This window comes from Lacticaseibacillus baoqingensis (assembly GCF_003946165.1).
In the GTDB taxonomy this organism is placed as follows: domain Bacteria; phylum Bacillota; class Bacilli; order Lactobacillales; family Lactobacillaceae; genus Lacticaseibacillus; species Lacticaseibacillus baoqingensis.
In genome coordinates this window covers 20,602-42,776 of record NZ_RHOI01000008.1, presented here as the reverse complement: position 1 = coordinate 42,776, position 22,175 = coordinate 20,602, and the positions used below count along the sequence as shown (strand labels likewise).

The 22,175-nt window shown below is 51.6% G+C and carries 23 protein-coding genes; 21 read left to right on the top strand and 2 right to left on the bottom strand.

What is annotated here, in order from left to right; genetic code table 11:
• The first annotated feature begins 3 nt into the window (after positions 1–3).
• From folD to recN, 7 genes are all read left to right on the top strand, one after another.
• Positions 4–861 (top strand): bifunctional methylenetetrahydrofolate dehydrogenase/methenyltetrahydrofolate cyclohydrolase FolD, encoded by an 858-nt coding sequence (folD, locus tag EKM91_RS04795; RefSeq protein ID WP_125750575.1) that lies wholly within the window; start codon positions 4–6, stop codon positions 859–861.
• Positions 848–2,194 (top strand): exodeoxyribonuclease VII large subunit, encoded by a 1,347-nt coding sequence (gene xseA / locus EKM91_RS04790; RefSeq protein ID WP_125750572.1) that lies wholly within the window; start codon positions 848–850, stop codon positions 2,192–2,194. Before folD ends, xseA begins: the two co-directional genes overlap by 14 nt.
• Complete coding sequence (locus tag EKM91_RS04785; protein ID WP_125750568.1) at positions 2,187–2,411, top strand: exodeoxyribonuclease VII small subunit; 225 nt, start codon at positions 2,187–2,189, stop codon at positions 2,409–2,411. Before xseA ends, EKM91_RS04785 begins: the two co-directional genes overlap by 8 nt.
• Positions 2,404–3,273: a polyprenyl synthetase family protein gene (locus tag EKM91_RS04780; protein WP_125750793.1), complete on the top strand. Its 870-nt coding sequence runs from the start codon at positions 2,404–2,406 to the stop codon at positions 3,271–3,273. The genes EKM91_RS04785 and EKM91_RS04780 overlap by 8 nt, the downstream gene beginning before the upstream one ends.
• Entirely contained in the window at positions 3,270–4,091 is an 822-nt protein-coding gene (locus EKM91_RS04775) for a TlyA family RNA methyltransferase (protein WP_125750565.1), read from the top strand. The genes EKM91_RS04780 and EKM91_RS04775 overlap by 4 nt, the downstream gene beginning before the upstream one ends.
• Positions 4,092–4,170: 79 nt before the next feature.
• Positions 4,171–4,623 carry an arginine repressor gene (locus EKM91_RS04770; RefSeq protein WP_125750791.1) on the top strand — a complete coding sequence of 151 codons (453 nt, stop codon included), beginning with the start codon at positions 4,171–4,173 and terminating at the stop codon, positions 4,621–4,623.
• Positions 4,624–4,627: 4 nt separating this feature from the next.
• Positions 4,628–6,334 carry a DNA repair protein RecN gene (gene recN / locus EKM91_RS04765; protein WP_125750562.1) on the top strand — a complete coding sequence of 569 codons (1,707 nt, stop codon included), beginning with the start codon at positions 4,628–4,630 and terminating at the stop codon, positions 6,332–6,334.
• A gap of 102 nt (positions 6,335–6,436) precedes the next feature.
• Here the strand turns inward: recN and EKM91_RS04760 are convergent, their stop codons facing one another.
• Positions 6,437–6,736: a hypothetical protein gene (locus EKM91_RS04760; RefSeq protein WP_125750559.1), complete on the bottom strand. Its 300-nt coding sequence runs from the start codon at positions 6,734–6,736 to the stop codon at positions 6,437–6,439.
• Positions 6,737–6,837: 101 nt separating this feature from the next.
• Here EKM91_RS04760 and EKM91_RS04755 point away from each other — a divergent pair, with 101 nt between their 5' ends.
• From EKM91_RS04755 to EKM91_RS04700, 12 genes are all read left to right on the top strand, one after another.
• The gene (locus EKM91_RS04755; protein WP_125750556.1) at positions 6,838–7,536 is read left to right on the top strand and encodes a patatin-like phospholipase family protein; all 699 of its coding nucleotides are present in this window, start codon (positions 6,838–6,840) and stop codon (positions 7,534–7,536) included.
• Positions 7,537–7,563: 27 nt separating this feature from the next.
• Positions 7,564–8,199 (top strand): guanylate kinase, encoded by a 636-nt coding sequence (gene gmk / locus EKM91_RS04750; protein WP_125750553.1) that lies wholly within the window; start codon positions 7,564–7,566, stop codon positions 8,197–8,199.
• Positions 8,200–8,212: 13 nt separating this feature from the next.
• A complete protein-coding gene (rpoZ, locus tag EKM91_RS04745; RefSeq protein WP_125750550.1) occupies positions 8,213–8,452 on the top strand; it encodes a DNA-directed RNA polymerase subunit omega in 240 nt (79 codons plus the stop codon).
• 119 nt (positions 8,453–8,571) lie between these two features.
• The gene (coaBC, locus tag EKM91_RS04740) at positions 8,572–9,759 is read left to right on the top strand and encodes a bifunctional phosphopantothenoylcysteine decarboxylase/phosphopantothenate--cysteine ligase CoaBC (RefSeq protein ID WP_125750544.1); all 1,188 of its coding nucleotides are present in this window, start codon (positions 8,572–8,574) and stop codon (positions 9,757–9,759) included.
• A 4-nt stretch (positions 9,760–9,763) separates the two neighbouring features.
• On the top strand, positions 9,764–12,175 hold the full coding sequence (gene priA, locus EKM91_RS04735; RefSeq protein ID WP_125750541.1) for a primosomal protein N': 2,412 nt from the start codon (positions 9,764–9,766) through the stop codon (positions 12,173–12,175).
• 11 nt (positions 12,176–12,186) lie between these two features.
• On the top strand, positions 12,187–13,134 hold the full coding sequence (gene fmt / locus EKM91_RS04730; protein ID WP_125750538.1) for a methionyl-tRNA formyltransferase: 948 nt from the start codon (positions 12,187–12,189) through the stop codon (positions 13,132–13,134).
• Positions 13,121–14,461, top strand: coding sequence for a 16S rRNA (cytosine(967)-C(5))-methyltransferase RsmB (gene rsmB, locus EKM91_RS04725; RefSeq protein WP_125750535.1), 1,341 nt, complete (start codon positions 13,121–13,123; stop codon positions 14,459–14,461). The genes fmt and rsmB overlap by 14 nt, the downstream gene beginning before the upstream one ends.
• A gap of 29 nt (positions 14,462–14,490) precedes the next feature.
• Positions 14,491–15,234: a Stp1/IreP family PP2C-type Ser/Thr phosphatase gene (locus EKM91_RS04720; protein ID WP_125750531.1), complete on the top strand. Its 744-nt coding sequence runs from the start codon at positions 14,491–14,493 to the stop codon at positions 15,232–15,234.
• Positions 15,231–17,219: a Stk1 family PASTA domain-containing Ser/Thr kinase gene (gene pknB, locus EKM91_RS04715; RefSeq protein WP_125750527.1), complete on the top strand. Its 1,989-nt coding sequence runs from the start codon at positions 15,231–15,233 to the stop codon at positions 17,217–17,219. Before EKM91_RS04720 ends, pknB begins: the two co-directional genes overlap by 4 nt.
• Before the next feature lie 20 nt (positions 17,220–17,239).
• Entirely contained in the window at positions 17,240–18,157 is a 918-nt protein-coding gene (gene rsgA / locus EKM91_RS04710; protein WP_125750524.1) for a ribosome small subunit-dependent GTPase A, read from the top strand.
• A 15-nt stretch (positions 18,158–18,172) separates the two neighbouring features.
• On the top strand, positions 18,173–18,820 hold the full coding sequence (rpe, locus tag EKM91_RS04705; RefSeq protein ID WP_125750788.1) for a ribulose-phosphate 3-epimerase: 648 nt from the start codon (positions 18,173–18,175) through the stop codon (positions 18,818–18,820).
• Complete coding sequence (locus EKM91_RS04700; protein ID WP_125750521.1) at positions 18,817–19,485, top strand: thiamine diphosphokinase; 669 nt, start codon at positions 18,817–18,819, stop codon at positions 19,483–19,485. Before rpe ends, EKM91_RS04700 begins: the two co-directional genes overlap by 4 nt.
• A 64-nt stretch (positions 19,486–19,549) precedes the next feature.
• Here EKM91_RS04700 and rpmB read toward each other — a convergent pair whose 3' ends face one another.
• A complete protein-coding gene (gene rpmB / locus EKM91_RS04695; protein ID WP_054713751.1) occupies positions 19,550–19,735 on the bottom strand; it encodes a 50S ribosomal protein L28 in 186 nt (61 codons plus the stop codon).
• 249 nt (positions 19,736–19,984) lie between these two features.
• On the opposite strand from rpmB, the gene EKM91_RS04690 reads away from it, so the two are divergent.
• Together EKM91_RS04690 and EKM91_RS04685 are read left to right on the top strand one after the other, a co-directional pair.
• Positions 19,985–20,347: an Asp23/Gls24 family envelope stress response protein gene (locus EKM91_RS04690; RefSeq protein WP_125750518.1), complete on the top strand. Its 363-nt coding sequence runs from the start codon at positions 19,985–19,987 to the stop codon at positions 20,345–20,347.
• Between the two features lie 58 nt (positions 20,348–20,405).
• A complete protein-coding gene (locus tag EKM91_RS04685) occupies positions 20,406–22,076 on the top strand; it encodes a DAK2 domain-containing protein (RefSeq protein ID WP_125750515.1) in 1,671 nt (556 codons plus the stop codon).
• Positions 22,077–22,175: the final 99 nt, after the last annotated feature.

Sequence of the window (22,175 nt, the reverse complement as noted above, 5' to 3'; positions counted from 1 at the left end):
GATTTGACCACTGTACTTGACGGCAAGAAAACGGCAGATGCCTTGATGACAGATTTAAAAAACACGGTAACCACTTTGAAAGCGCAAGGTGTAACACCCGCTTTAGCGGTAATTTTGGTTGGGGATGACCCTGCTAGTGCGATCTATGTCCGTAACAAGCACCGTCGAGCAGAAAGTCTAGGGATTCGCTCCCTGCAGATCCAATTGCCAAAAACGACTACCCAAGCGGAACTATTGGGCCGCATCGCAGATTTGAATGCAGATTCGGCAATTGACGGGATCCTGGTACAATTACCGTTGCCAGCTGGGATCGACGAGCAAGCGGTGATCCAGTCGATCTCACCGGAAAAAGATGTGGATGGCTTCCATCCGATCAATGTAGGGCGCTTATGGACGAATTTACCTGGGGTTGTGGCATCCACGCCTTATGGTATCATGGCATTATTAGCGTATTATCAAATTGATGTTAGCGGGATGAATGCGGTGATCGTCGGACGTTCTAATATCGTGGGCCGGCCAATGGCGGCGTTGCTGTTGAATCATGATGCGACTGTGACCATGACGCACAGCCGCACCAAAGCCTTAGCTGAAAAAACCCGTGCTGCAGATCTATTGGTGGTAGCAACTGGCCGCCCGGAAATGATCACGGCCGACATGGTCAAACCTGGCGCCATCGTGATTGACGTGGGGATGGACCGCAATGCCGCTGGCAAGTTGGTCGGCGACGTTGACTATGCAGGAGTAGCCCCTGTTGCTGGCGCGATCACGCCAGTCCCTGGGGGTGTAGGGCCGATGACGATCGCCAGTTTGATGATCCAAACCGTTGCAATAGCGAAGAGGCGAGTGCATGAGCAACAATGAGTACCTCAGTGTGACCGCATTGACGGCTTATTTAAAGCGTAAGTTTGATCAAGATCCTTATTTAGGCCGGGTCTATTTGACCGGCGAGCTGTCGAATTTCCGCTTGCGGCCAGGGCACCAATATTTTTCGCTGAAAGATGACCATGCGAAAATCAGTGCCGTGATGTTTAAAGCGGCGTTTTCAAAGTTGAAGTTTAAGCCGGAAGAAGGCATGAAGGTTTTAGTCGTTGGGCGAGTGACGATGTATTCGGCTTCTGGGCAATACCAGATCGTCATCGAACGGATGGAGCCAGATGGAGTCGGCGCTTTTTATCAAGCCTATGAGCAACTCAAGGCGAAATTGGAACAAGAAGGCTTATTTAAAAAGCATCAGCGGCCCCTGCGCCAGTTTCCCAAACGAGTTGCTGTGATCACCAGCCCCAGCGGTGCGGTGATCCATGATATTATGACGACTGTTGCGCGGCGTTATCCCAGCTTGCAATTGACCCTGTTTCCTGCCCAGGTGCAAGGCGAAGCCGCGGCAGATTCTTTAGTGGCGCAAATGCAGCAAGTCACCAAAATGGGCCCATTTGATGCGCTGATCATTGGTCGCGGTGGGGGTTCGATCGAAGACTTGTGGCCGTTCAATGAAGAAAAAGTGGCTCGTGCATTGGCGGAAATGCCGATGCCAGTGGTGAGTTCGGTGGGACACGAAACAGATACGACCATCGTTGATTTTATTGCGGATCATCGCGCCGCGACGCCGACTGCTGCGGCTGAATTGGTGACGCCGATCACTTTAGTGGATGCTTTGAATGGAATCGGCCAATACCGCTCTCGGCTGCATGTGGCGATGCAAACGCGACTGGCAGGTTTACAAGAACGTGTGGCACACGTCAGCGGCAGTGTCGTTTTGACTCAACCTGAGCGGCTTTACGAACAGCAAAGTCAAACCGTCGATCGCTTGAAAACTCGATTGCAACAGGCCATGCAAATGCAAGTGCAAACACTTGCACACCGTTTATCCCTATGTGCGACTGGACTGACCCCGAACCGCTTACAGCTGCGCTTGGCCGCCAGCCAGCAAGCAGTTGTGAATGCGCATCAACGTTTGCTGCATGCAACGACGGCAACCATTGCGCAAAAGCGGCAGGCACTGGCTGCAGCAGCAGAAGGGTTGGACCATTTGAGCCCATTAAAGATCCTTGGCCGCGGCTATGCGTTTGTCACCGATGACGCCGGGGAAATGCTGAAGCGGCAAGCAGATTATCACCCTGGTGATGAGGTACAGGTGCACTTGGCAGACGGGCAAGTGCCCGTGCGCGTATTGGAAAGGAAGCATGAAGATGGCTGAACCAACTTTTGAAGAAAATCTCGCACAACTTGAAAAAATCGTTACCCGGTTAGAACAAGGTGATGTGCCTTTGGAAGAAGCATTAAAGCAGTTCAAAACTGGCGTCCAGTTGAGTCAAAAGCTTGAAAAGACGCTCAAAGATGCCGAACAAGCGGTGACGACTATGGTCACAGAGGATGGTCAAACGCAATTATTTGACCAAGATCATGATGCTTGATCCCCGGACACAGGCCTATCTGCCACAAATCAAAGCCACCTTGGAGGCGTACCTGCAAGATTTGTTGGTGCCAGCTTTGGCCAAGGCGATGCGGTATTCGCTGATGGCAGGCGGCAAGCGCTTGCGGCCGCTGTTGCTGTTAGCGGTGGTCGATACTTTTGGCGGTGAGGTGGCGCAAGCGTTGCCGGCTGCAGCAGGGATCGAGTGCTTGCATACATATTCCTTGATCCATGATGACCTGCCGGCGATGGATAATGATGATCTGCGCCGCGGGCATCCCACCAGCCATAAGCAATTTGGCGAAGCACTCGCGATCTTGGCTGGTGATGGGTTGCAAAGTGCCGCTTTTGAGCTGCTGGGGCAAACGCAAACTTCGCCGGCGCAATTGCAAGCGTGTTTGCAGGTATTTGCTCAAGCAGTCGGCGCCAATGGCATGGTTGGCGGGCAAGTATTGGATATGCAAGGTGAAGGCCAACACCTTACCCTGGCCCAACTGAAACAGTTACATGCCTTGAAAACCGGCGCTTTGATCGAAGCAGCGGTGCATTTAGGCGCCATCTTGGCTGCCATTTCAGCGGCTGATCTTGATGCTTTGCAGCGCTTTGCGGCGGCTTTTGGGATCGCGTTTCAGATTCAAGATGATATTAATGATGTGACCAAAACCAGCGCCGAGTTAGGCAAGACGGCGAATAAAGACGTGAGTGAACACAAAAACACTTATCCTGGATTACTCGGCTTGCCTCAAGCACAAGCAGCAATGGCGGAACAATTACAGTTGGCGCAAACCGCACTAATGCAGTTATCACGGCCAGCACCGCAATTAGCGGCATTTTTAACGTATTTCGATAAGGAGAAGGCATGAGTAAAGAACGGATCGACGTCTTGTTAGTCGAACAAGGGTTGTTTTTATCCCGGGAACAAGCTAAGCGCGCAGTCATGGCAGGGGAAGTGTATGATCAAAACAACGAGCGGTTGGACAAGCCTGGTGTGAAGATCGCCGCTGACAGTATCTTGCATGTGAAAGGCAAGACCATGCCTTATGTGAGCCGCGGCGGTTTGAAATTAGCTAAAGCACTGAAGGTGTTCGATCTTGATTTAACTGGCAAAACGGTTTTAGATATCGGCGCGTCAACTGGCGGCTTTACTGATGTGGCATTGCAAAATGGCGCCCAGAAAAGTTATGCCTTGGATGTTGGCTATAATCAGCTGGCATGGAAATTACGGGAAGACCCGCGCGTGATCGTGATGGAACGAGTAAATTTCCGGTACAGCAAGCCTGAAGATTTTACCCAAGGCCCGGTTGAATTTGCCATGACAGACGTGTCGTTTATTTCCTTAAAGTTGATCTTGCCGCCTTTAAAAGCGATCTTACAGCCAAACGGGCATGCTGTGGCCTTGATCAAACCCCAGTTTGAGGCTGGTCCAGCAAATGTTGGGAAAAAAGGGATCGTGCGTGATCCAGCGGTGCACCGGGCCGTATTGAAAATGATCGTTGATTTTAGTTTAGCAGCCGGCTATAACGTGTTAGGTTTGGATTTCAGCCCGATCAAAGGCGGTGAAGGAAATATTGAATTTTTGATTCACCTCCAAAATGGTGCCGAACAGGGGAAACTTTCGCCAACGGTCAGCATTGACGAGACCTTGACCAAGGCGTACGCAGAATTGAAGCCCAAACGTTAATGTATATCTATGCAGAAACTAGCCAAATTATGCAGAATGCGTTAAGCTGGTAGTATCTTAAGATAAGGCGGGTGACATGATGCAAAAGAGTGAACGTCAGGCGTATATCCGCCAGTTGATCCAAGATGAAGTCATCGAACGGCAAAGCGACTTTGTGACGGCTTTAGAGGCGCTTGATGTGCCGGTCACGCAGGCGACGATCTCACGGGATATCAAAGACATGCAGCTCGTGAAAGTGCCGATGCCTAATGGCCATTATCGCTACAGCATGCCGCCGGAAAAGCAATTGGCGCCTTTGGATAAGCTGCGGCGCACGATCGCAGCTTCTTTTCGTCATGGGGATAAGATGGACCAGTTTGTCCACCTGGTGATGAATCCTGGCACGGCACCGGCTGTCGGCAATTTGATCGATCAATTGGAAGATCAGCGGATCTTTGCGACGATCGCCGGCGATGCCGCGATCTTGATCGTTTGCCGGTCAGCTGAGGCGGCAGCATCCGTGTTAGACATGTTTAACGCGATGGTGGGGTGATGACGTGCTTCAAGAATTAGCGATCCATGATTTTGCGATTATCGAATCTCTTGAGCTGGGTTTTGACCAAGGGATGACATCCTTGACTGGGGAAACAGGCGCGGGCAAATCGATCATTATCGATGCGGTCAGCCTGTTAGCTGGTGGGCGCGGCAGTGCAGATTTTGTGCGTACGGGTGCGACTAAAGCAGCGCTTGAAGGGTTGTTTGATGCTACAAGCAATCCCAAAACGGTCCAGGTATTGACGAAATATGGGCTGGTGAGTGATGATCACAGCGTGTTGCTGCAGCGGGATATCTATGCTAGCGGCCGCAATATTTGTCGCGTTAATGGACATTTGGTCAACACAACGACTTTGCGTGAAATCGGTGAGACGCTCGTTGACATCCATGGCCAAAATGAACATCAACAGCTGATCCATCCAGAATCGCATTTAGGCTTGCTTGATCAATTTGCCGGCAACACCGTGGCGGCTTTGCTCAGCAAGTATCATGAGCACTTCGCGCAGTATCAAAAAACGCAAGCGGCATTGCATAAGAAACAAGCCAACGAACAAGAATGGGCGCAGCGTTTGGACATGTTACAATTTCAGGTGCAAGAGATCCAAAATGCGCAGCTCAACGCGGGTGAAGAAGATGCTTTGCTGGCTGAACGAGACCGCTTGAGTAATTACCAAAAAATCGCCGCTGCGCTTAACGGCAGCTATGCGATCTTGGCAGATGAAACAGTGAATCCGCTTGACCAAGTGGCCGAAGCCATGCGGACGATGCAAGGGATCGCTGAGCTTGATGGGGCGTATCACGATATTGCCGGGGAGCTGGAATCTGCGTATTATAGTCTGCAAGATGTGCAAGCAGAGCTGTCTCGCCAAGTGGATGATCTGTCCTGGGATGAAGGCCGCTTAGATGAAGTCGAAAAACGACTGGAGCTGTTTGTGCAGTTGAAGCGCAAGTATGGCGACAGTATTGATGCGGTCATCGCTTACGGGAAAAAAGCTGCTGCAGAGCTAGCCGTGATGCAATCGACAGAAGCGGATGAAGAAGGACTGGATCAACAAGTCGCGCATCAGCGCGATGAATTACTGGCGTTGGCAAAACAGTTGCGCCAGGCGCGGCAAAAAGCGGCTCGCGAATTGGTTAAAGCGATCCATCAACAATTGGCGGCCTTATACATGGCAAAAACGGTGTTTTCCGTGAATTTCTCGCCGCTTAACGGCGCACGCTTGGGTCCTGAAGGCAGCGATGAGGTTGAATTTTACATTCAAACCAATCCTGGAGAAGCTGCCAAGCCTTTAGCAAAAATTGCCAGTGGCGGTGAATTGTCACGGATCATGTTGGCTTTGAAGACGATTTTTGCCAAATCTGACGGTGTCACCAGTATCATCTTTGATGAAGTCGACACTGGAGTCTCAGGACGAGTGGCACAAGCGATCGCCAACAAGATCTCCACGATCGCAAAACATTCACAGGTTTTATGTATCACGCATTTACCGCAAGTTGCAGCCATGAGTGATCACGAGTTTTTGATCCAAAAGGCCGTCCAAAAAGGCCGCACAAAGACGCAAGTGGTGCGGCTGGATCGAAAGCAGCGTGTGGCTGAGATCGCACGGATGATTGCAGGAGATACGGTGACTGAACTGGCAACGCAGCATGCCGAAGAATTACTCTCTTTGGCTGATCAAACCAAAGCCCAACTGCGCGCACAAGCATAAGCAAGTCATGCAAAAAAGCTATCAAGACGGGACTTTTGTCCTTGTCTTGATAGCTTTTGTTTAAAATTGGCTGGCGGATGCGCGCACGATTGTCAGGGGCGATTATACGCGTTGGATGAAGCTGATCTGTGCATAATCAACGACGCGGTACACATTGCTTTGGTATGCTTTGAGTAAGAAGCGCTGCGGGTCTAATTGGCGGATGAATGTCCCGACGGTCGGAGCTGGTTCATTCTGGAAAAAAAGCGCGACGCGGTAATGCCGGGTCAAGCTCTGTTGGGTAAAAAGTTTGATCTGAGTTGCCGGCATGGTCAAAGCCGGGGTTTCTAAGCCGAAGAATTGCTGGTAAGAAGCAATTAGGTTGTCTTTGACGGATTGAAGTTTTGGGGCTTTGTATTCCATGAGAATCCCTCCGAACGCTTGTTTGTAGCTTCATTATACGAACACGCGTTCTAAAACGCAACCCTTTTTAAAAAAATTTGGGTGATCGGAAGTGAAAGTCAATGGTATTAGCGATCGTTTTTGGTGGCGGCGGCGCGCGCGGGGCCTTTCAAGCCGGAGTTTGGTCAGCTTTGGCACCGCTGATCCAGCCGCAATTTGTGATCGGCAGTTCGATTGGTGCCGTTAACGCTTGGGCGACGACGCGCTTGGCGCCCAGTGCTTTGTGCCAATGGTGGCTCACAGCAGCCCCTAACCGGCTCTTGCCTTATGCAAAAGGTACGTTTGCCCCTGTGCTGGCGCGGTTGGCGCAGCTGCCGCGGCGAGCAAACTGGCCGGCTTTAGCGGTGTGCACACCGCTGGGTCGACCAGGCAGTCATGTCGTCACGTTGTCAGCTGCACATGCCGCAAACTGGTTGGCTGCCAGTTGTGCCTTACCCGGCTGGTTTGCCCCAGTGAAGGTCGCAGGTCACTGGTATATCGATGGCGGGGTCCGTAATGATCTGCCAGTGACGATCGCCCAAGCGTTGGGGGCGACAGCGATCATTGCCATCGGTGCTGGTGGGTTAGGACCCACGCCGCAAGCCGAAACCGTGCCTAATATCCTGCCGCCGGCTGGGTTAGGCAAAATGTTTGATTGGTCAAAAAAGGCGCGGCAAAAAGCCCTCATGGCTGGCCGCCAAGCTGGGGCTGAATGGATCGCGTCGACAGAATTTCGGCGACTGGTTGAAATTTCGTCAAAAAGAGTGCAAAATGGAAAATAACACTATAAGGATGAAAGAGGTTAAAGCATGCAAGAACGGGGAATGCTAATCGTTTTATCCGGTCCAAGCGGGGTCGGTAAAGGAACGGTTCGGCAAGCCATGCTCGCAGATGATTTTCGAGACTTTCAGTATTCGATCTCGATGACCACTCGCAAGATGCGGCCTGGCGAGGTTGACGGCGTTGATTATTATTTCCGCACCAAGGCGGAATTCGAGGCTGAAATCGCCAATGGCGGAATGCTGGAGTATGCGCAATATGTCGGGAATTATTATGGCACACCGTTAAAGTATGTGAACCAGACGCTGGATGCTGGCCGTGACGTGCTTTTGGAAATCGAAGTCAAAGGTGCGATGCAAGTGCGCGAAAAGTGTCCAGACGGTGTTTTCATCTTTTTGACGCCGCCAGATCTAAGCGAACTAAAGCATCGCTTGACTGGTCGGGGAACTGATTCTGAAGCCGTGATCGAAAAGCGCATCACACAAGCGGCAGATGAGATCGCGATGATGGCCAACTATGATTATGCTGTCGTCAATGATAAAGTAGAGCTAGCCGTTAAGCGGATCGAACGCATCATCGAAAGTGAACACTTGCGCGTACCGCGCGTGATCGACCGGTACAAGACCATGTTGAAACACGCTGATGGCGTCTCATCGAGCAAATAAAGGAGCGTTATTCATGATTATTTATCCATCTATCGATAAGTTATTAGACAAAGTGCCTTCCCGTTACTCATTGGCTGTGCTTGCCGCTAAGCGGGCACATGAGCTTGAAGGCAATGGGATCAAAACACTGTCCAGTTATAAGTCATACAAGACAGTTGGTCAAGCGCTTGAAGAAGTGGCAGCCGGTGATGTGATCATCGATCCAGCTTCCAAGCTGAAGGAACGCGATGCTGAAAAGCTCGATCACGAATAAGCTTGAGTAAGCGACCATGCGCGAGGAGAATCCTCGCGCATGGTCTTTTTTGATGGCGAGTTTGCTCTGAAGTCAAGATGCTTCTTTGGTATAATGAGGAATCAAAGGGAGTGTGGACAATGACGTCACAAAACATCGGGATCTTTGTTACCGGCGGGATCGCTGCTTATAAAGTGCCGCTATTAGTGCGGGCGCTGGTGCGCGCTGGTCATGCGGTGCGTGTGGCCATGACTCCGGCTGCGCAAGCATTCGTGACTGAAGGGACATTAGCGACTGTGAGCAAACATGCAGTGTTGACTGAGCACAACGAGTTTGCCCAGCCGGAACATGTTGCGCATGTCGCATTGGCTCACTGGATGGATATGGCAGTCGTCGTACCGGCGACCGCCAATACGATCGCTAAACTTGCTGCTGGGATCGCAGACAATGCCGTGACCACGACATTATTAGCGTTCAATGGGCCAAAACTATTGGTGCCGGCGATGAATGATCAGATGTGGCTGAATGCTCAAACGCAAGCCAATGTGGCCCATTTGACCGCACAAGGCGTCGCCGTATTGCCGCCAGCAGTTGGGTTTTTGGCTGAAGGCTATCAAGCGGTTGGGCGGATGCCTGAAGTCGATGTGATCGAAGTGTTTATCGATAGTTATCAGCCGAAACCGTTTTTGCAAGGCAAGCATTTAGTGATCACAGCTGGTGGGACGCGAGAACGACTAGATCCAGTGCGTTACATTTCAAATGATTCCTCAGGCAAAATGGGCACGGCTTTAGCGAATATTGCCGCTGCTGCTGGTGCCGCCGTGACTTTGGTGACTACCGCCAAGCGTCCGGTACTGCCGAATATTCAAGTCCAACAGGTGCAAAGCGCGGTCGAAATGCAAGCGGCGGTCGACCACCAGTTTGCTGATTGCGATGCGGTGATCATGGCTGCAGCGGTCAGCGATTATCGGCCTAAAACCGTCAGTGATCATAAGCTGAAAAAGCCCAATGCCACTGCCGGGTTGACCTTGGAATTAGAGCAAAATCCAGATATCTTAGCTGGGTTGGGGAGGCAAAAGACGACGCAATTAGTCGTGGGTTTTGCCGCTGAAACTGATGATGTCTTGGTCAATGCGGCTAAAAAACTGCAAACCAAACATGCAGATCTGTTGATCGCCAATCGCGTTGGCCAAGGGATTGGCTTTGATCAAGAAACCAACGCGGTTTGGTTAATGCGGCCAAATCAAGCGCCTGAAGCGATTGCGGAAGCGCCTAAGACGGTGATCGCGGCGAAAATCTTACAAATGTTAGCGACAATGATGGGGTGATGCGGTGCCAAAAATTGCAAAAGTGATCGTGGATGTGCCGACGATGCAAACGGATCGACCATTTGATTATTTGATCCCAGCGGTGTTAAGTGACACGATTCAACCGGGGATGCGGGTGTGGGTGCAATTTGGCAAAGGCGCACGCAAAGTTAGCGGGATGGTGGTGGCTATTTCGCAGCATGCTGATTATGCTGGGACGCTTAAGCCTATCTTGACAACCTTGGATTATGCGCCCGTGTTAAACCCGGAACTGTTGGCATTGTCACAATGGTTGGCGCAAACGACTTATGCTTTTTGGATCACGTGTATTCAAACGATGTTGCCGGCGCGTTTGAAAGTTGATACGGACAAGTGGGTGCATGCTAGTGCAACGGCTTCCCCGCAGACGCTGAAACTGTTAGGCGCACAAGCCGAATTAGCGCTGGCAGAATTGACCCCTCAGGCTTTAGCACCCGTGATGAAGGCGGTCCAACAAGGTGAATTGACGGTTGAATACCGCGCCCATGATCGTGCCCGGGTGAAAACTGAAGACCATGTCGTGCCGCTTTTAGACATTGCAGATTACGATCAGTTACTGACTGAATTGCGCAAAAATGCGAAGCAAAAGGCCCATTTGCTCAATGCGTTGATGACTTGGGTGACGCGTGCAGAAACGCCAGCGGTCAAACAAGTGACACAAACCATCCCGCGTACGCAGCTGACGCAAGCGGCTAAAGCTGGTTGGTTGCGTTTAGAAGCCCGCGAAGTCTATCGCGATCCATATCCACAATTGGCCAACCAAGCGTTGACGACAGCCTTGCCTTTGACGCCAGAACAAGCGCCGGTGGTGGCAACAGTAGGCGCAGCGGTGGCAGCTGAACAAGCTAAGACCTTTTTGTTAGAAGGGGTGACAGGTTCTGGAAAAACTGAAGTGTATTTGCAGATCATTGCCCAAGCATTGGCAAAAGGGCGCACGGCGTTGATGCTTGTGCCAGAAATCGCCTTGACACCCCAAATGGTACAACGCGTACGTGGCCGCTTTGGGGCGGCAGTTGCGGTGATGCATTCAGGCTTATCAGAAGGAGAAAAATTTGATGAATGGCGGCGGATCCAGCGCGGTGAAGCCCAAGTGGTGGTCGGGGCGCGCTCTGCCGCTTTTGCCCCTTTGCGCAATATCGGGATTTGCATTATTGATGAAGAACATGAAAGCAGTTATAAACAAGCCGATGCGCCGCGTTATCATGCCCGTGATGTGGTGTTGCATCGTGCGCAAAGTGCCCATGCCCCTGTCGTGTTAGGGTCAGCGACGCCATCTTTAGAGTCGCGGGCACGCGCGGAAAAAGGAGTATACACGCTATTACGGCTGCCGCATCGCATCAATCAACAGCCGCTGCCTCAGGTACACTTGATCGATATGCGCCAAGCCTATCAACAAGGGGGGCGAGACGACTTTTCTGCGCCTTTGCTGGCGGCGTTAGCAAAGCGCGTCAGCCGGCATGAACAAAGTGTCTTGTTATTGAATCGGCGTGGATACTCTGCATTTGTCATGTGTCGTGAGTGCGGGTATAAGGTGATGTGTCCCAATTGTGATATTTCCTTGACCTTGCACATGGACACCCATTCGCTGCGCTGCCATTACTGTGGTCACGAAGAAGCGATCCCGCAAACTTGTCCCAGCTGCGGCTCTAAAAAGATCCGCTATTATGGTACCGGCACGCAAAAAGTGGAAGCGTCGTTGAACCAGTTGCTGCCACAAGCCCGGGTGTTACGCATGGATGTTGACACCACGCGGCGCAAAGGCGGTCACGCCAAGCTGCTGAAAGCCTTTGGGGCACATCAAGCGGATATTTTACTAGGGACTCAGATGATCGCTAAAGGTTTGGATTTTCCTGATGTGACTTTAGTGGGCGTGATCAATGCCGACACCGGCTTAGGGTTGCCCGATTTTCGCGCCAGCGAGCGGACTTTTCAGCTGCTGACACAAGTCGCGGGTCGCGCCGGTCGCGCCGATAAGCCTGGGGAGGTCTTAATTCAGACTTTTAACCCGGAGCATTATGCGATCCGCTTCGCGCAAGCGCATGATTATGAAGGCTTTTTCTATGCCGAAATGGCCATTCGCCATCGCGGTGATTATCCACCGTATTATTACACCTTGAAGCTGACCGTCAGCCACCAAACAGAAACCAAAGCGGCCAAAGCGATTTATTCACTGGCCCAACAGGTGACTGCGGCTTTATCACCGGATGCGCGGGTGTTGGGACCAACACCTGGGGCGATTGCCCGATTGAAAAATCGATATTTTTACCAAATGGTGATCAAGTACAAGCATGAACCCAACTTAGGTGCCGTCCTCACCCAGATCCTTGATGAAACCCAATCCAGTGTCAAAAACGGATTCCAAGTGGCGATCGACCCTGAACCGCAAGACTTTATTTAACGGAGGCAATTATGACAAGTGTGATTTTTCTAGGGACCCCGGAATTTGCGGTCCCGATCTTAAGCGCGTTAAACGACCGCTATGATGTCCAGTTGGTGATCACTCAACCGGATCGACTGGTGGGTCGCAAACAACTGCTGCAGCAAAGCCCAGTCAAACAAGCCGCAGTCCAACTAGGCTTGCCGGTGTTGCAACCAGAAAAGTTATCTGGGAGCCCGGAGCTTGAAGAAGCGATCGCCTTAGCGCCAGATCTGCTGATCACAGCGGCATACGGGCAATTTTTGCCGACTAAGTTCTTGAACGCGGCCAAAATTGCGGCGTTGAATGTGCATGGGTCATTATTGCCAAAATATCGCGGCGGCGCGCCGATCCAATACAGTGTGATCAATGGCGATCAAGAAACCGGTGTGACGATCATGGAAATGGTCAAAGCAATGGATGCTGGGGATATGTATGCGCAAAAAGCCATTCCGCTGACTCGTGAAGACGACACTGGGACCGTGTTTGCCAAACTCAGTTTAGTCGGGCGCGATTTGCTTTTAGCCACCTTACCGGCGATCATTGCTAAAACGGCGAAAAAGATCCCTCAAGACCCGGATCAAGTGACTTTTTCGCCGACTTTGACCAAAGCGCAAGAGCATTTGGATATCAAGTTGCCGGCAAAGCAGCTTGATCAGTGGGTGCGCGGCTTGCGCCCAGCGATTGGCGGGTATGTCTGGTTGAATGGTATTCGGACCAAATTGTGGGCGATCACGCCGCAAACGCTGACGACGACGGCGGCGCCAGGAACGGTGGTCGCACGGCATAAAAAGCAGCTGTTAGTTGCTGCTGGGGCCCAAACGGTGTTTGCCATCGATGAATTACAGCCGGCTGGCAAGGCAAAACAAACCATTGCTGCCTATTTGAACGGGGCAGGACAGGCAATTCAAGAAGGAGATTTGATCATTGGCGAAAAGTAACCCACGCGCTTTAGCAGTCACGATTTTAGAAAAAGTGGCCCGGCAAGGCAGCTATTCCAATCTCACTTTGGATGCGACGCTGCGCAAAGCGGACCTGTCTGTACGCGATGCGCATCTTTTGACGACGATCGTTTATGGCGTCATTCAGCGCCGTTTGACGCTGGATTACGACTTGGCACCATTTGTCGGCAAACGCCAGCTTGATCCTTGGGTACGGATATTGTTGCAAACGGCGGTTTACCAAATGGTTTATTTGGACAAAGTGCCGACGCGTGCGATTTTTTACGAAACAACGGAAATCGCTAAACAAAAAGGCCATGCTGGCATCGCCAAGTTCGTCACGGCGATCTTGCGGCAGATCCAGCGCGTTGGGTTACCCAGCGTTGAGACGCTGGCCGATCCTTTAGAGCGCTTGAGTATTGCCAGCAGTACGCCTGTGTGGCTGGTCGAAAAATTAGTGACGCAATTAGGCGAAGCCAAAGCAGCCAGTATTCTAGCGGTGATCAACCAGCCTGCCAGTGCCTCGCTGCGGGTGAATACGACCAAAATAACCGCTGCGGCACTGCTGACTCAGCTGCAAGCGCAGTTTGCGGAAATGACACCAAGTGCGATCGCCGCAGACGGGTTAGTCGCGCCTGGCGGTCATTTGGCGGGTACAGCCCAATTTGCTGCCGGGTTATATACGCTGCAAGATGAAAGCTCAATGCTAGTGGCCCCAAGTATGGAATTGACCCCAGAGATGCAAGTGCTTGATGCGTGTGCCGCTCCTGGCGGGAAAACGACGCATATCGCCCAGATGCTTGATCCTCAAGTGGGTGGCAAAGTGACGGCATTGGATCTGCATCCGCATAAGGTGAAGTTGATCGCGGAAAATGCTGCCCGTTTAGATTTGGCTGATCGAGTCGATGCTTATGCGATGGATGCTCGCGACGCAGCGGACCAATTTGCACCGCAAAGTTTTGACCGGGTCTTAGTGGATGCGCCTTGTTCTGGGTTAGGGTTGATGCGGCGCAAACCAGAGATCAAATACGAAAAACAGCCAGCAGATCTCACCAACTTGCCACAGATCCAATTGGCGATTTTGAATTCAGTGGCTGGTTTAGTGAAAATCAACGGGCGATTGACATACAGCACGTGTACGATCGTACGTGAGGAAAATCAAGCGGTCATTGACGCATTTTTAGCCGCACATCCAGAATTCATTCAAATCAAGACCCCGACTGCCCAACCTTTGGCAAAAGCACATGGGGAATTGGCATTGCAGCTTTATCCAGATGATTATGGGACGGATGGGTTTTTCATTGCGGCACTACAACGCCGCGCCTAACGTGGTCGGGTAGTTTAAAAGGAGTCAGTATGGAATACGCTTATCGAACCGATATCGGCCGCAAACGGCCAAATAATCAAGACTATGTTGGGGTGTTTGCCAATCAAGCTGCCGCAACTTTGGCCATCGTCGCAGATGGGATGGGGGGCCATCAAGGCGGCGATGTGGCCAGTGAAATGGCCGTTTCGCATATTGGCTATGCGTTTGAAAAAACAGCCTCAGTGGATATCGAAGCAATCGTGCGCTGGTTAGTTTTTGAGCTCCAAAAAGAAAACAGCTTGATCTTAGAAAAGGCGCAAAAGTATACGGACCTCACCGGTATGGGGACAACCTTAGTCGCGGTGATCATTTCTGGGACGCGGTTTGTCGTCGCGAATATTGGCGACTCAAGAGGCTATTTATATCGTAATGGCCACTTGGTGCAGATCACCGAAGACCATAGCTTGGTCAATGAACTGGTCAAGACTGGCGAATTGACGCCGGAAGAGGCGAAACGCTTTCCTCAGCGCAATGTGATCACGCGCAGTCTTGGGGTGTCAGATGATGTCGATGCTGATGTGACGATCTACGATATGGAATATGATGATTATCTGTTGTTATGTTCTGATGGACTCACCAACCAAGTTTCAGATGCCCAGATCGCAGCGATCTTAGCCGACCATACGCCAATCGGCACGAAAGCCGAGACCTTGATCGCCGAAGCCAACGCGGCTGGTGGGCCGGATAATATTACTGCGTTGATCATTCACCAAGATTGGAGGGAAGCAGATTGATCGAGCCAGGTTTTACCCTTAATGAGCGCTATCAATTAAAGCAGACCCTTGGTGAAGGGGGAATGGCCAACGTTTATTTGGCGCACGATTTGATTTTGGATCGCGATGTGGCGGTAAAAGTCCTGCGCTTAGATCTGCAAAACGATCCAGATGCCGCCAGACGCTTTCAACGCGAAGCCATGGCGACCAGTGAATTAGTGCATCCAAACATCGTTTCAATTTACGATGTCGGCGAAAGTCATGGGCAACAATACTTAGTGATGGAATATGTGCCCGGCAGCGATCTGAAAAAATATATCGTGGAGCACTTTCCCATTCCTTACCAGCGGGTGATTGAGATCATGGGGCAGATCTTGAGTGCCGTCCAAGTCGCGCATGATCATCACATCATCCACCGCGATCTCAAACCGCAAAATATTTTGATCGATCGCGACGGCAATGCGAAAATCTCAGATTTCGGCATTGCCGTGGCATTATCTGATAATTCGATGACCCAAACCAATTCGCTGTTAGGCTCAGTGCATTACTTGTCGCCTGAACAAGCCCGCGGCGGCATGCCCACGAGGCAAAGTGATATTTATGCTTTAGGGATCATTTTATTTGAGATGTTGACCGGGACAGTACCATTTGAAGGGGATTCTGCGGTATCCATCGCATTGAAACATTTCCAAGAAGCAATGCCGTCGGTGCGCGATTTTGATCCGCGGATCCCGCAAGCGTTAGAAAATGTGGTCTTAAAGGCTACCACGAAGGATCCGGCAGAACGGTATACGTCTGCAGATGCCATGAACAGTGATCTTAAAACCGCCTTGTCGGCTAAGCGGGCACATGAGCCAAAGTTCGAGCCGACTGGCGATGATCTGGATGAAACCAAGATCTTACCGAATCTGTCAGCGGATGCAGCAAAAGTAGCACCGGCTCAAGCTCAAGCTGTCAGTTCAGACCAAACTAAAAAGCCGCAACGCTTGGCTGGCTTGAAGAAACGCTGGCCGTTTATTGCGGCGGCTATTGCTGCCGGCTTGATCGTCATTGCGTTGGTGTTGGCATTTTCTGGGGGGAAAGCCGATGTGCAGATCCCTGATTTGCGGGGGATGAGCACCGCCCAAGCCACCACAGCATTAAAAAACGCCGATCTCAAACTTGGTAAAGTCTCGCAAGCCTATTCAGATTCAGTGGCCAAAAGCCGCATCATTGCCAGCGATCCCAGGCGCGATACCAGCGTGAAGTCTGGCAGCCAAGTGGCGGTGACGTTGAGCCGCGGGCCCAAACGCTTTACCATGGCAGATTACACCGGAGAGCCTTATGCCGACGTGGCCAAAGACCTGCGTAAGAAAGGGTTCACGGTGCGTTCGGTGAAAACCTCCAGTGAAACGGTTGCTAAAGGGAAGATTTTGAAGCAAGATGTGGCTAAAGGCAAAAAAGTGGTCCCGATGGATACGACGATCATCTTCACCGTTTCCAGCGGCACCAGCACTTTTTCGCTACAGAATTTAGTCGGGACCAGTTTGGTGTGGGCGCAAACTTATGCCAATGAAGTGGGCTTGACGATCACCGTCACGGATGCATATTCCAATAGCGTTGCTAGCGGTGAGATCATCAGCCAAAGCCCGCAAGCCGGCACTCAAGTGAGTCGCGGCGACACGGTGGCCGTGGTGTTGTCTAAAGGTGATCAACCGCAAAGCAGCAGCAGCCAACCGGATGCCGATTCTGATTCCGGGGCTGACCATGAAAGCGCCGGGTTGACGGTTCCGGATGTGGTCGGACAAGCGCAATCTGCGGCTGAAGGGGCTTTGAATGCTGCCGGACTGTCACCACAAGTGGTCACTCAAGGCTCACAATCAGTGCCTGCAGGTACCGTGATCAGTCAAACCCCAAGCGGCAATAGTAATGCCAAAAGCGGCGATGCCGTGACTATCGTCGTTTCCAGCGGTCCTGCTGCCGCCAGCAGCAGTGCCAGCAGCAGCAGCGCCAGCAGCAACCACTAACGCGAAGAAGGAGTGACAATATGAGTGAGACCCAAGTTGGGCGAATCATCCGCCAGATCAGCGGGTTTTATGACGTGCAAACCGCTACCGGCGTGTATCGCACGCGCGGGCGCGGCAAGATGCGCCAGCAAAAGATGACCCCCTTAGTGGGCGATTGGGCGGAATTCACCCCAGGCGCGACACCGGCGGCAGGCGGCTACTTGCTCGGCGTGCGCTCCCGGCGCAATGCTTTGGTGCGTCCGCCGGTGGCCAATATTGATCAAGCGATCTTGGTGGTGGCTGCCGCTGAGCCGGATTTTTCTTTGAATCTGTTAGACCGCTTCTTGGTCTATTTAGAAGGCAAAGCGATCCGCGCGGTGATCTATTTGACCAAAACGGATCTGGTATCAGCTGCGCGGCTGGCGGAGATCAAACAAGCGCTGGCTGGATATAACGCGATCGGCTACCGCAGTTTTATGAGCACACCGCCATTTGCTGAACCCACATTGGCTGCGGTGCGGGCAACGTTTAAAGACCAGTTGACGATTTTTACCGGACAAACCGGGGCAGGCAAGTCAACGCTGATCAATCATTTGGTCCCTGGATTGACGCTGGCGACAGGCGAAATCTCAAAAGCCTTGAATCGCGGCCGCCACACGACGCGAACGACTGAATTATTTCCAGCTGCTGACGGTTTGGTCGCTGACACCCCCGGCTTTTCGTCACTGGGGTTGCTCGATGTGTCGCTAGAGACCTTGCGTGATCGCTTTCCGGAATTTGCGGCGTTGGCACCAAATTGTAAGTTTCGCGGCTGTCAGCACATCAATGAGCCAAACTGCGCGGTGAAAGCAGCTTTAGCGGCACAAACCGTGATGGCCAGCCGGTACAACGACTACGTTCAATTTCATGCGGAATTAGCTGGCCAACGGCCGACTTACCGCAAATCAACTAAGGGTTAACTAGGAGGAAAAATGATGAAACTTGCACCTTCAATCTTAAGCGCGGATTTTGCCAATTTACAGCGGGATGTTCAAGTGGTGGAACAAGCCGGTGCAGATCTGTTGCACGTGGATATTATGGATGGGCATTTCGTTCCTAATCTGACTTTTGGCCCCGGCATGGTGGCAGCCTTGCGTCCGATTACCAGCTTGCCGTTGGATGTGCATTTGATGGTAGCAGATCCGCAAGCGTGGATCACGCCATTTGCCACTGCAGGGGCGGATACGCTGTTGATCCATGTGGAAGCGACGGCGCATATTTTCCATGCGGTGCAACTCATAAAAGCCGCCGGGGTCAAAGCTGGCGTCGTCGTCAACCCGGGGACCCCGTTAAGTCAGCTGGAAGAGCTCTTGCCGATATTAGATCAAGTCTTGATCATGACCGTCAATCCTGGTTTTGGCGGCCAGCCATTTCTTCCGGCAATGGCTGAAAAAGTCGCGCGGCTGGTTACGGTGCGCAAGCAATTGGGCTTACACTTTGAAATCGAAGTCGACGGCGGGGTCAATGACCACACGATTGCCACCGTTGCCAAAGCAGGTGCCGATATTGCCGTTGCGGGTTCTTATGTCTTCAACGGTGCACCGGCACATCAGCTTGAGACTTTGCGGGCGTTTGCCAAATGACCCACATCAATTTGCTGGTCGGCGGGCCACAGGCGTTATATCCTGAAGCGTGGCCGCAAATGCCTGGAATTTGGGGTGGAGTCGATCGCGGGACGCTGCATCTATTACAAGCCGGGATCACCCCTAGATTTGCGGTGGGGGATTTTGATTCCTTGACGGCCATTGAACGCGCCGATGTGGCCCAACAGGTTCCTGTGCTGCATACCGCACCAGCGCAAAAAGATGAAACCGACACAGAAATGGCGGTGCGGCTGGCATTTACCCAATATCATGCCACCCAAGTAACGCTGGTCGGGGCGACCGGCGGGCGGTTGGATCATTTGTTAGCCAATTTGTTTTTGCCGACACAGCCGCGATTTGCGGATTATACCAATCAAATCGATTTGCGCGATGGACAAAACTGGGTCCGTTTTTTTCAAGCCGGGACGTATACGCTCTTGGCTGATCGCGCTTATCCGTATTTGGGGATCGTCCCCTTAACGGCGATCACCGCGTTAACGATCCAAGGGGCCAAATACCTTTTACAGGATTGGTCCAGTCAAACGCCATTTTCCTGGGCTTCAAATGAGTTTAGCGATTCTCAGCCGGTGACGATCACATGGCAAGCAGGCGTCGTCGCCGTGATCTATAGTCGCGATCGCGTGGGCCAAAAAACCGATAATTGACGACGCAAATGCCGCTTTGGACAAAAAAACACCGCTCATATGAGCGGTGTTTTTGTCTCCGGAATTAGACCCGGGTCACTTTACCTGATTTCAGTGCGCGAGCGGAAACCCAAACGCGCTTTGGCTTACCATCAACTAAAATGCGAACCTTTTGGAGATTTGCTTTCCAAGCGCGCCGGCTGGAGTTCAAAGCGTGGGAACGCTTGTTGCCAAACACGGTGTGGCGCCCGGTGATTACGTCTTTTGCCAAAATGCTGACCTCCTTGCTTATTCGCCATCTGCGAATTTTTCACTAGACCAACTTATCATAAAGCGCCGGTGTTTGCAAGATGTTTTGCAAAGGAAAATTACTTGACAGGGGATAAACAGGGGCTTGCTTTCAAAACTTTATGGCCTATGCTAAACTTATTGGGAAATGCTACCATAATTTGCGACGGGCATTTTGTGCGTCGCGTGGGGCACGGCTTGTCCTGGTGATGAGCGAATAGGAGGTTAGAACATGGCGGTCAAAATCAAGACCAAATATGGGACCATCGACATTTCTAATAACGTGATTGCCACGGTTGTTGGCGGCGCGGCAACGGATATTTATGGGATCGTCGGCATGGCTAGCAGAAACCAGATCCGTGATAACCTAAACGACATCTTAAAGCGTGAAAATTATGCGCGCGGCGTCGTGGTGCGACAACAAGAAAATGGTGTGACGGTGGAAGTCAACATTGTTGTCGGCTATGGCACCAAGATCTCAGAAGTTTGCCGTAATGTGCAAGATAAAGTCAAATACAACTTGGAAACGATGCTCGGCGTCACAGCCAACGAAGTGACCGTGATCGTGCAAGGCGTGCGCGTCTTAGGGGATTAAGCAACTAGGACCGGAATTTTTTGGCTAACGCATGGCGTTTGCCGAGGAGGATTTGTTAGTGGAAGTGACAGAAATTAATGCGACGAAGTTCCAAGAGATGATTCGCGTGGCAGCACACCGGATCGCTAAAAATGCGGAATTCGTCAATTCATTGAACGTGTTTCCAGTTCCTGATGGAGACACCGGCACCAACATGAACTTGACGTTTCAAACAGGCGCTAAAGCCGTTTTAGAAAGTGACGCCGATCATGTTGGTGAGTTGGCTAAGAAGTTGGGCAAAGGCCTATTGATGGGAGCACGCGGCAATTCCGGCGTTATTTCATCGCAGTTATTCCGTGGCTTTGCCAAAAGTGTTGAAGCTAAAGCGGCCTTATCAGCGCAAGATTTAGCTGATGCGTTCGCCAGCGGAGTCGAAACAGCGTATAAAGCGGTGATGAAGCCTGTTGAAGGCACGATTTTAACGGTTGCGCGTGAAGGCGCTAAAGCCGGGCTGAAAGCGGCTAATGATACGCAAGACACCACCGTCGTGATGGCAGCAGTGGTTAAAGCCGCCAAGCGCGCATTAGCCAAGACGCCAGATCTATTACCCGTGTTAAAAGAAGTTGGCGTGGTCGATTCTGGTGGGCAAGGACTGTGCTTTATTTACGAAGGGTTCTTAGAAGGCCTCAACGGTGAAGCCGAAGATGATCTTTATGTTCCCGATGAAGCGGAAATGAATGAAATGGTCAATGCCACCCATCATCAAGGTGCCCAAACCAAGCTGAATCCTGATGATATCGTTTACGGTTATTGCACCGAGATGATGGTGGAATTAGGGGTCGGCGATGGGCCTAAGAAGGCTTTTGATTACGAACCATTCCGAAATTACTTGAATGAATTAGGGGATTCGACTTTAGTGGTCGCAGATGATGAAGTCGTCAAGGTGCATGTGCACACGGAGCATCCTGGAACCGTATTCAAATATGGCCAGCAGTTCGGGGCATTAGCCAAGATCAAAGTGGACAACATGCGCTTGCAGCACGAAAGCATTATTGAACGCGAAGCGGCAGAAGAAGCCAAACCGCAGCCATTGGCTGATTTTGGCGTCGTGGCGATCGCTGCCGGTGACGGGTTAGCAGAGTTGTTCAAGAGCTTAGGGGTCACTTACGTCTTAAATGGCGGCCAAACGATGAACCCGTCGACGAATGACATCTTAGAAGCCATCGCCCAAGCCCATGCGAAAAATGTCATTGTTTTGCCAAACAACTCCAATATTTTCATGGCGGCACAAGAAGCGGCCAAAGCCGCTGATGTGGCCGTTGCTTTGGTCAAAACCAAGACGATCAACCAAGGTTTGACCGCGATGTTAGGCTATAATCCAGAAGCGTCGCTGAGTGACAATCAAGCGGCGATGACTGCTGAGTTGACCAATGTGGTTTCTGGCAGTGTGACGCAAGCCATTCGCGATACCACCATTGATGGCCTGGTGATCCATACCGATGACTGGATGGGGATCATTGACGGGGCCATCAAGGTCACCGATACCAATCGCGTGCAGGCCACTGTTAAAATGGTCAAAGCGATGTTGGATGATGATTCTGAGATCGTGACCCTGATTGTTGGTGCGGATGGGACTAAATCCGAAGCAGAAACGATCGAAGCTAAGATCTTAGCGCTTGATGATGACTTAGAAGTGGAAGTGCATCAAGGTGATCAGCCCGTCTATCCATATTTGGTGTCAGTCGAATAACGTGCCAGCAAGAGGGCGAGCCAGTATTCGACTCGTCCTCTTGTTTTGCGCTGAAATGGTGGCACTTTGAGGGCTGGTCCATGTCATTTGGCTGGGATG

Bases quoted from the DNA above. Each gene is read 5' to 3' on its own strand.
- xseA (WP_125750572.1), top strand. From the start codon at position 848: ATGAGCAACAATGAGTACCTCAGTGTGACCGCATTGACGGCTTATTTA.
- EKM91_RS04785 (WP_125750568.1), top strand. From the start codon at position 2,187: ATGGCTGAACCAACTTTTGAAGAAAATCTCGCACAACTTGAAAAAATC.
- EKM91_RS04780 (WP_125750793.1), top strand. From the start codon at position 2,404: ATGCTTGATCCCCGGACACAGGCCTATCTGCCACAAATCAAAGCCACC.
- EKM91_RS04775 (WP_125750565.1), top strand. From the start codon at position 3,270: ATGAGTAAAGAACGGATCGACGTCTTGTTAGTCGAACAAGGGTTGTTT.
- EKM91_RS04770 (WP_125750791.1), top strand. From the start codon at position 4,171: ATGCAAAAGAGTGAACGTCAGGCGTATATCCGCCAGTTGATCCAAGAT.
- EKM91_RS04760 (WP_125750559.1), bottom strand. From the start codon at position 6,736: ATGGAATACAAAGCCCCAAAACTTCAATCCGTCAAAGACAACCTAATT.
- EKM91_RS04755 (WP_125750556.1), top strand. From the start codon at position 6,838: ATGGTATTAGCGATCGTTTTTGGTGGCGGCGGCGCGCGCGGGGCCTTT.
- gmk (WP_125750553.1), top strand. From the start codon at position 7,564: ATGCAAGAACGGGGAATGCTAATCGTTTTATCCGGTCCAAGCGGGGTC.
- rpoZ (WP_125750550.1), top strand. From the start codon at position 8,213: ATGATTATTTATCCATCTATCGATAAGTTATTAGACAAAGTGCCTTCC.
- coaBC (WP_125750544.1), top strand. From the start codon at position 8,572: ATGACGTCACAAAACATCGGGATCTTTGTTACCGGCGGGATCGCTGCT.
- fmt (WP_125750538.1), top strand. From the start codon at position 12,187: ATGACAAGTGTGATTTTTCTAGGGACCCCGGAATTTGCGGTCCCGATC.
- EKM91_RS04720 (WP_125750531.1), top strand. From the start codon at position 14,491: ATGGAATACGCTTATCGAACCGATATCGGCCGCAAACGGCCAAATAAT.
- rsgA (WP_125750524.1), top strand. From the start codon at position 17,240: ATGAGTGAGACCCAAGTTGGGCGAATCATCCGCCAGATCAGCGGGTTT.
- rpe (WP_125750788.1), top strand. From the start codon at position 18,173: ATGAAACTTGCACCTTCAATCTTAAGCGCGGATTTTGCCAATTTACAG.
- EKM91_RS04700 (WP_125750521.1), top strand. From the start codon at position 18,817: ATGACCCACATCAATTTGCTGGTCGGCGGGCCACAGGCGTTATATCCT.
- EKM91_RS04690 (WP_125750518.1), top strand. From the start codon at position 19,985: ATGGCGGTCAAAATCAAGACCAAATATGGGACCATCGACATTTCTAAT.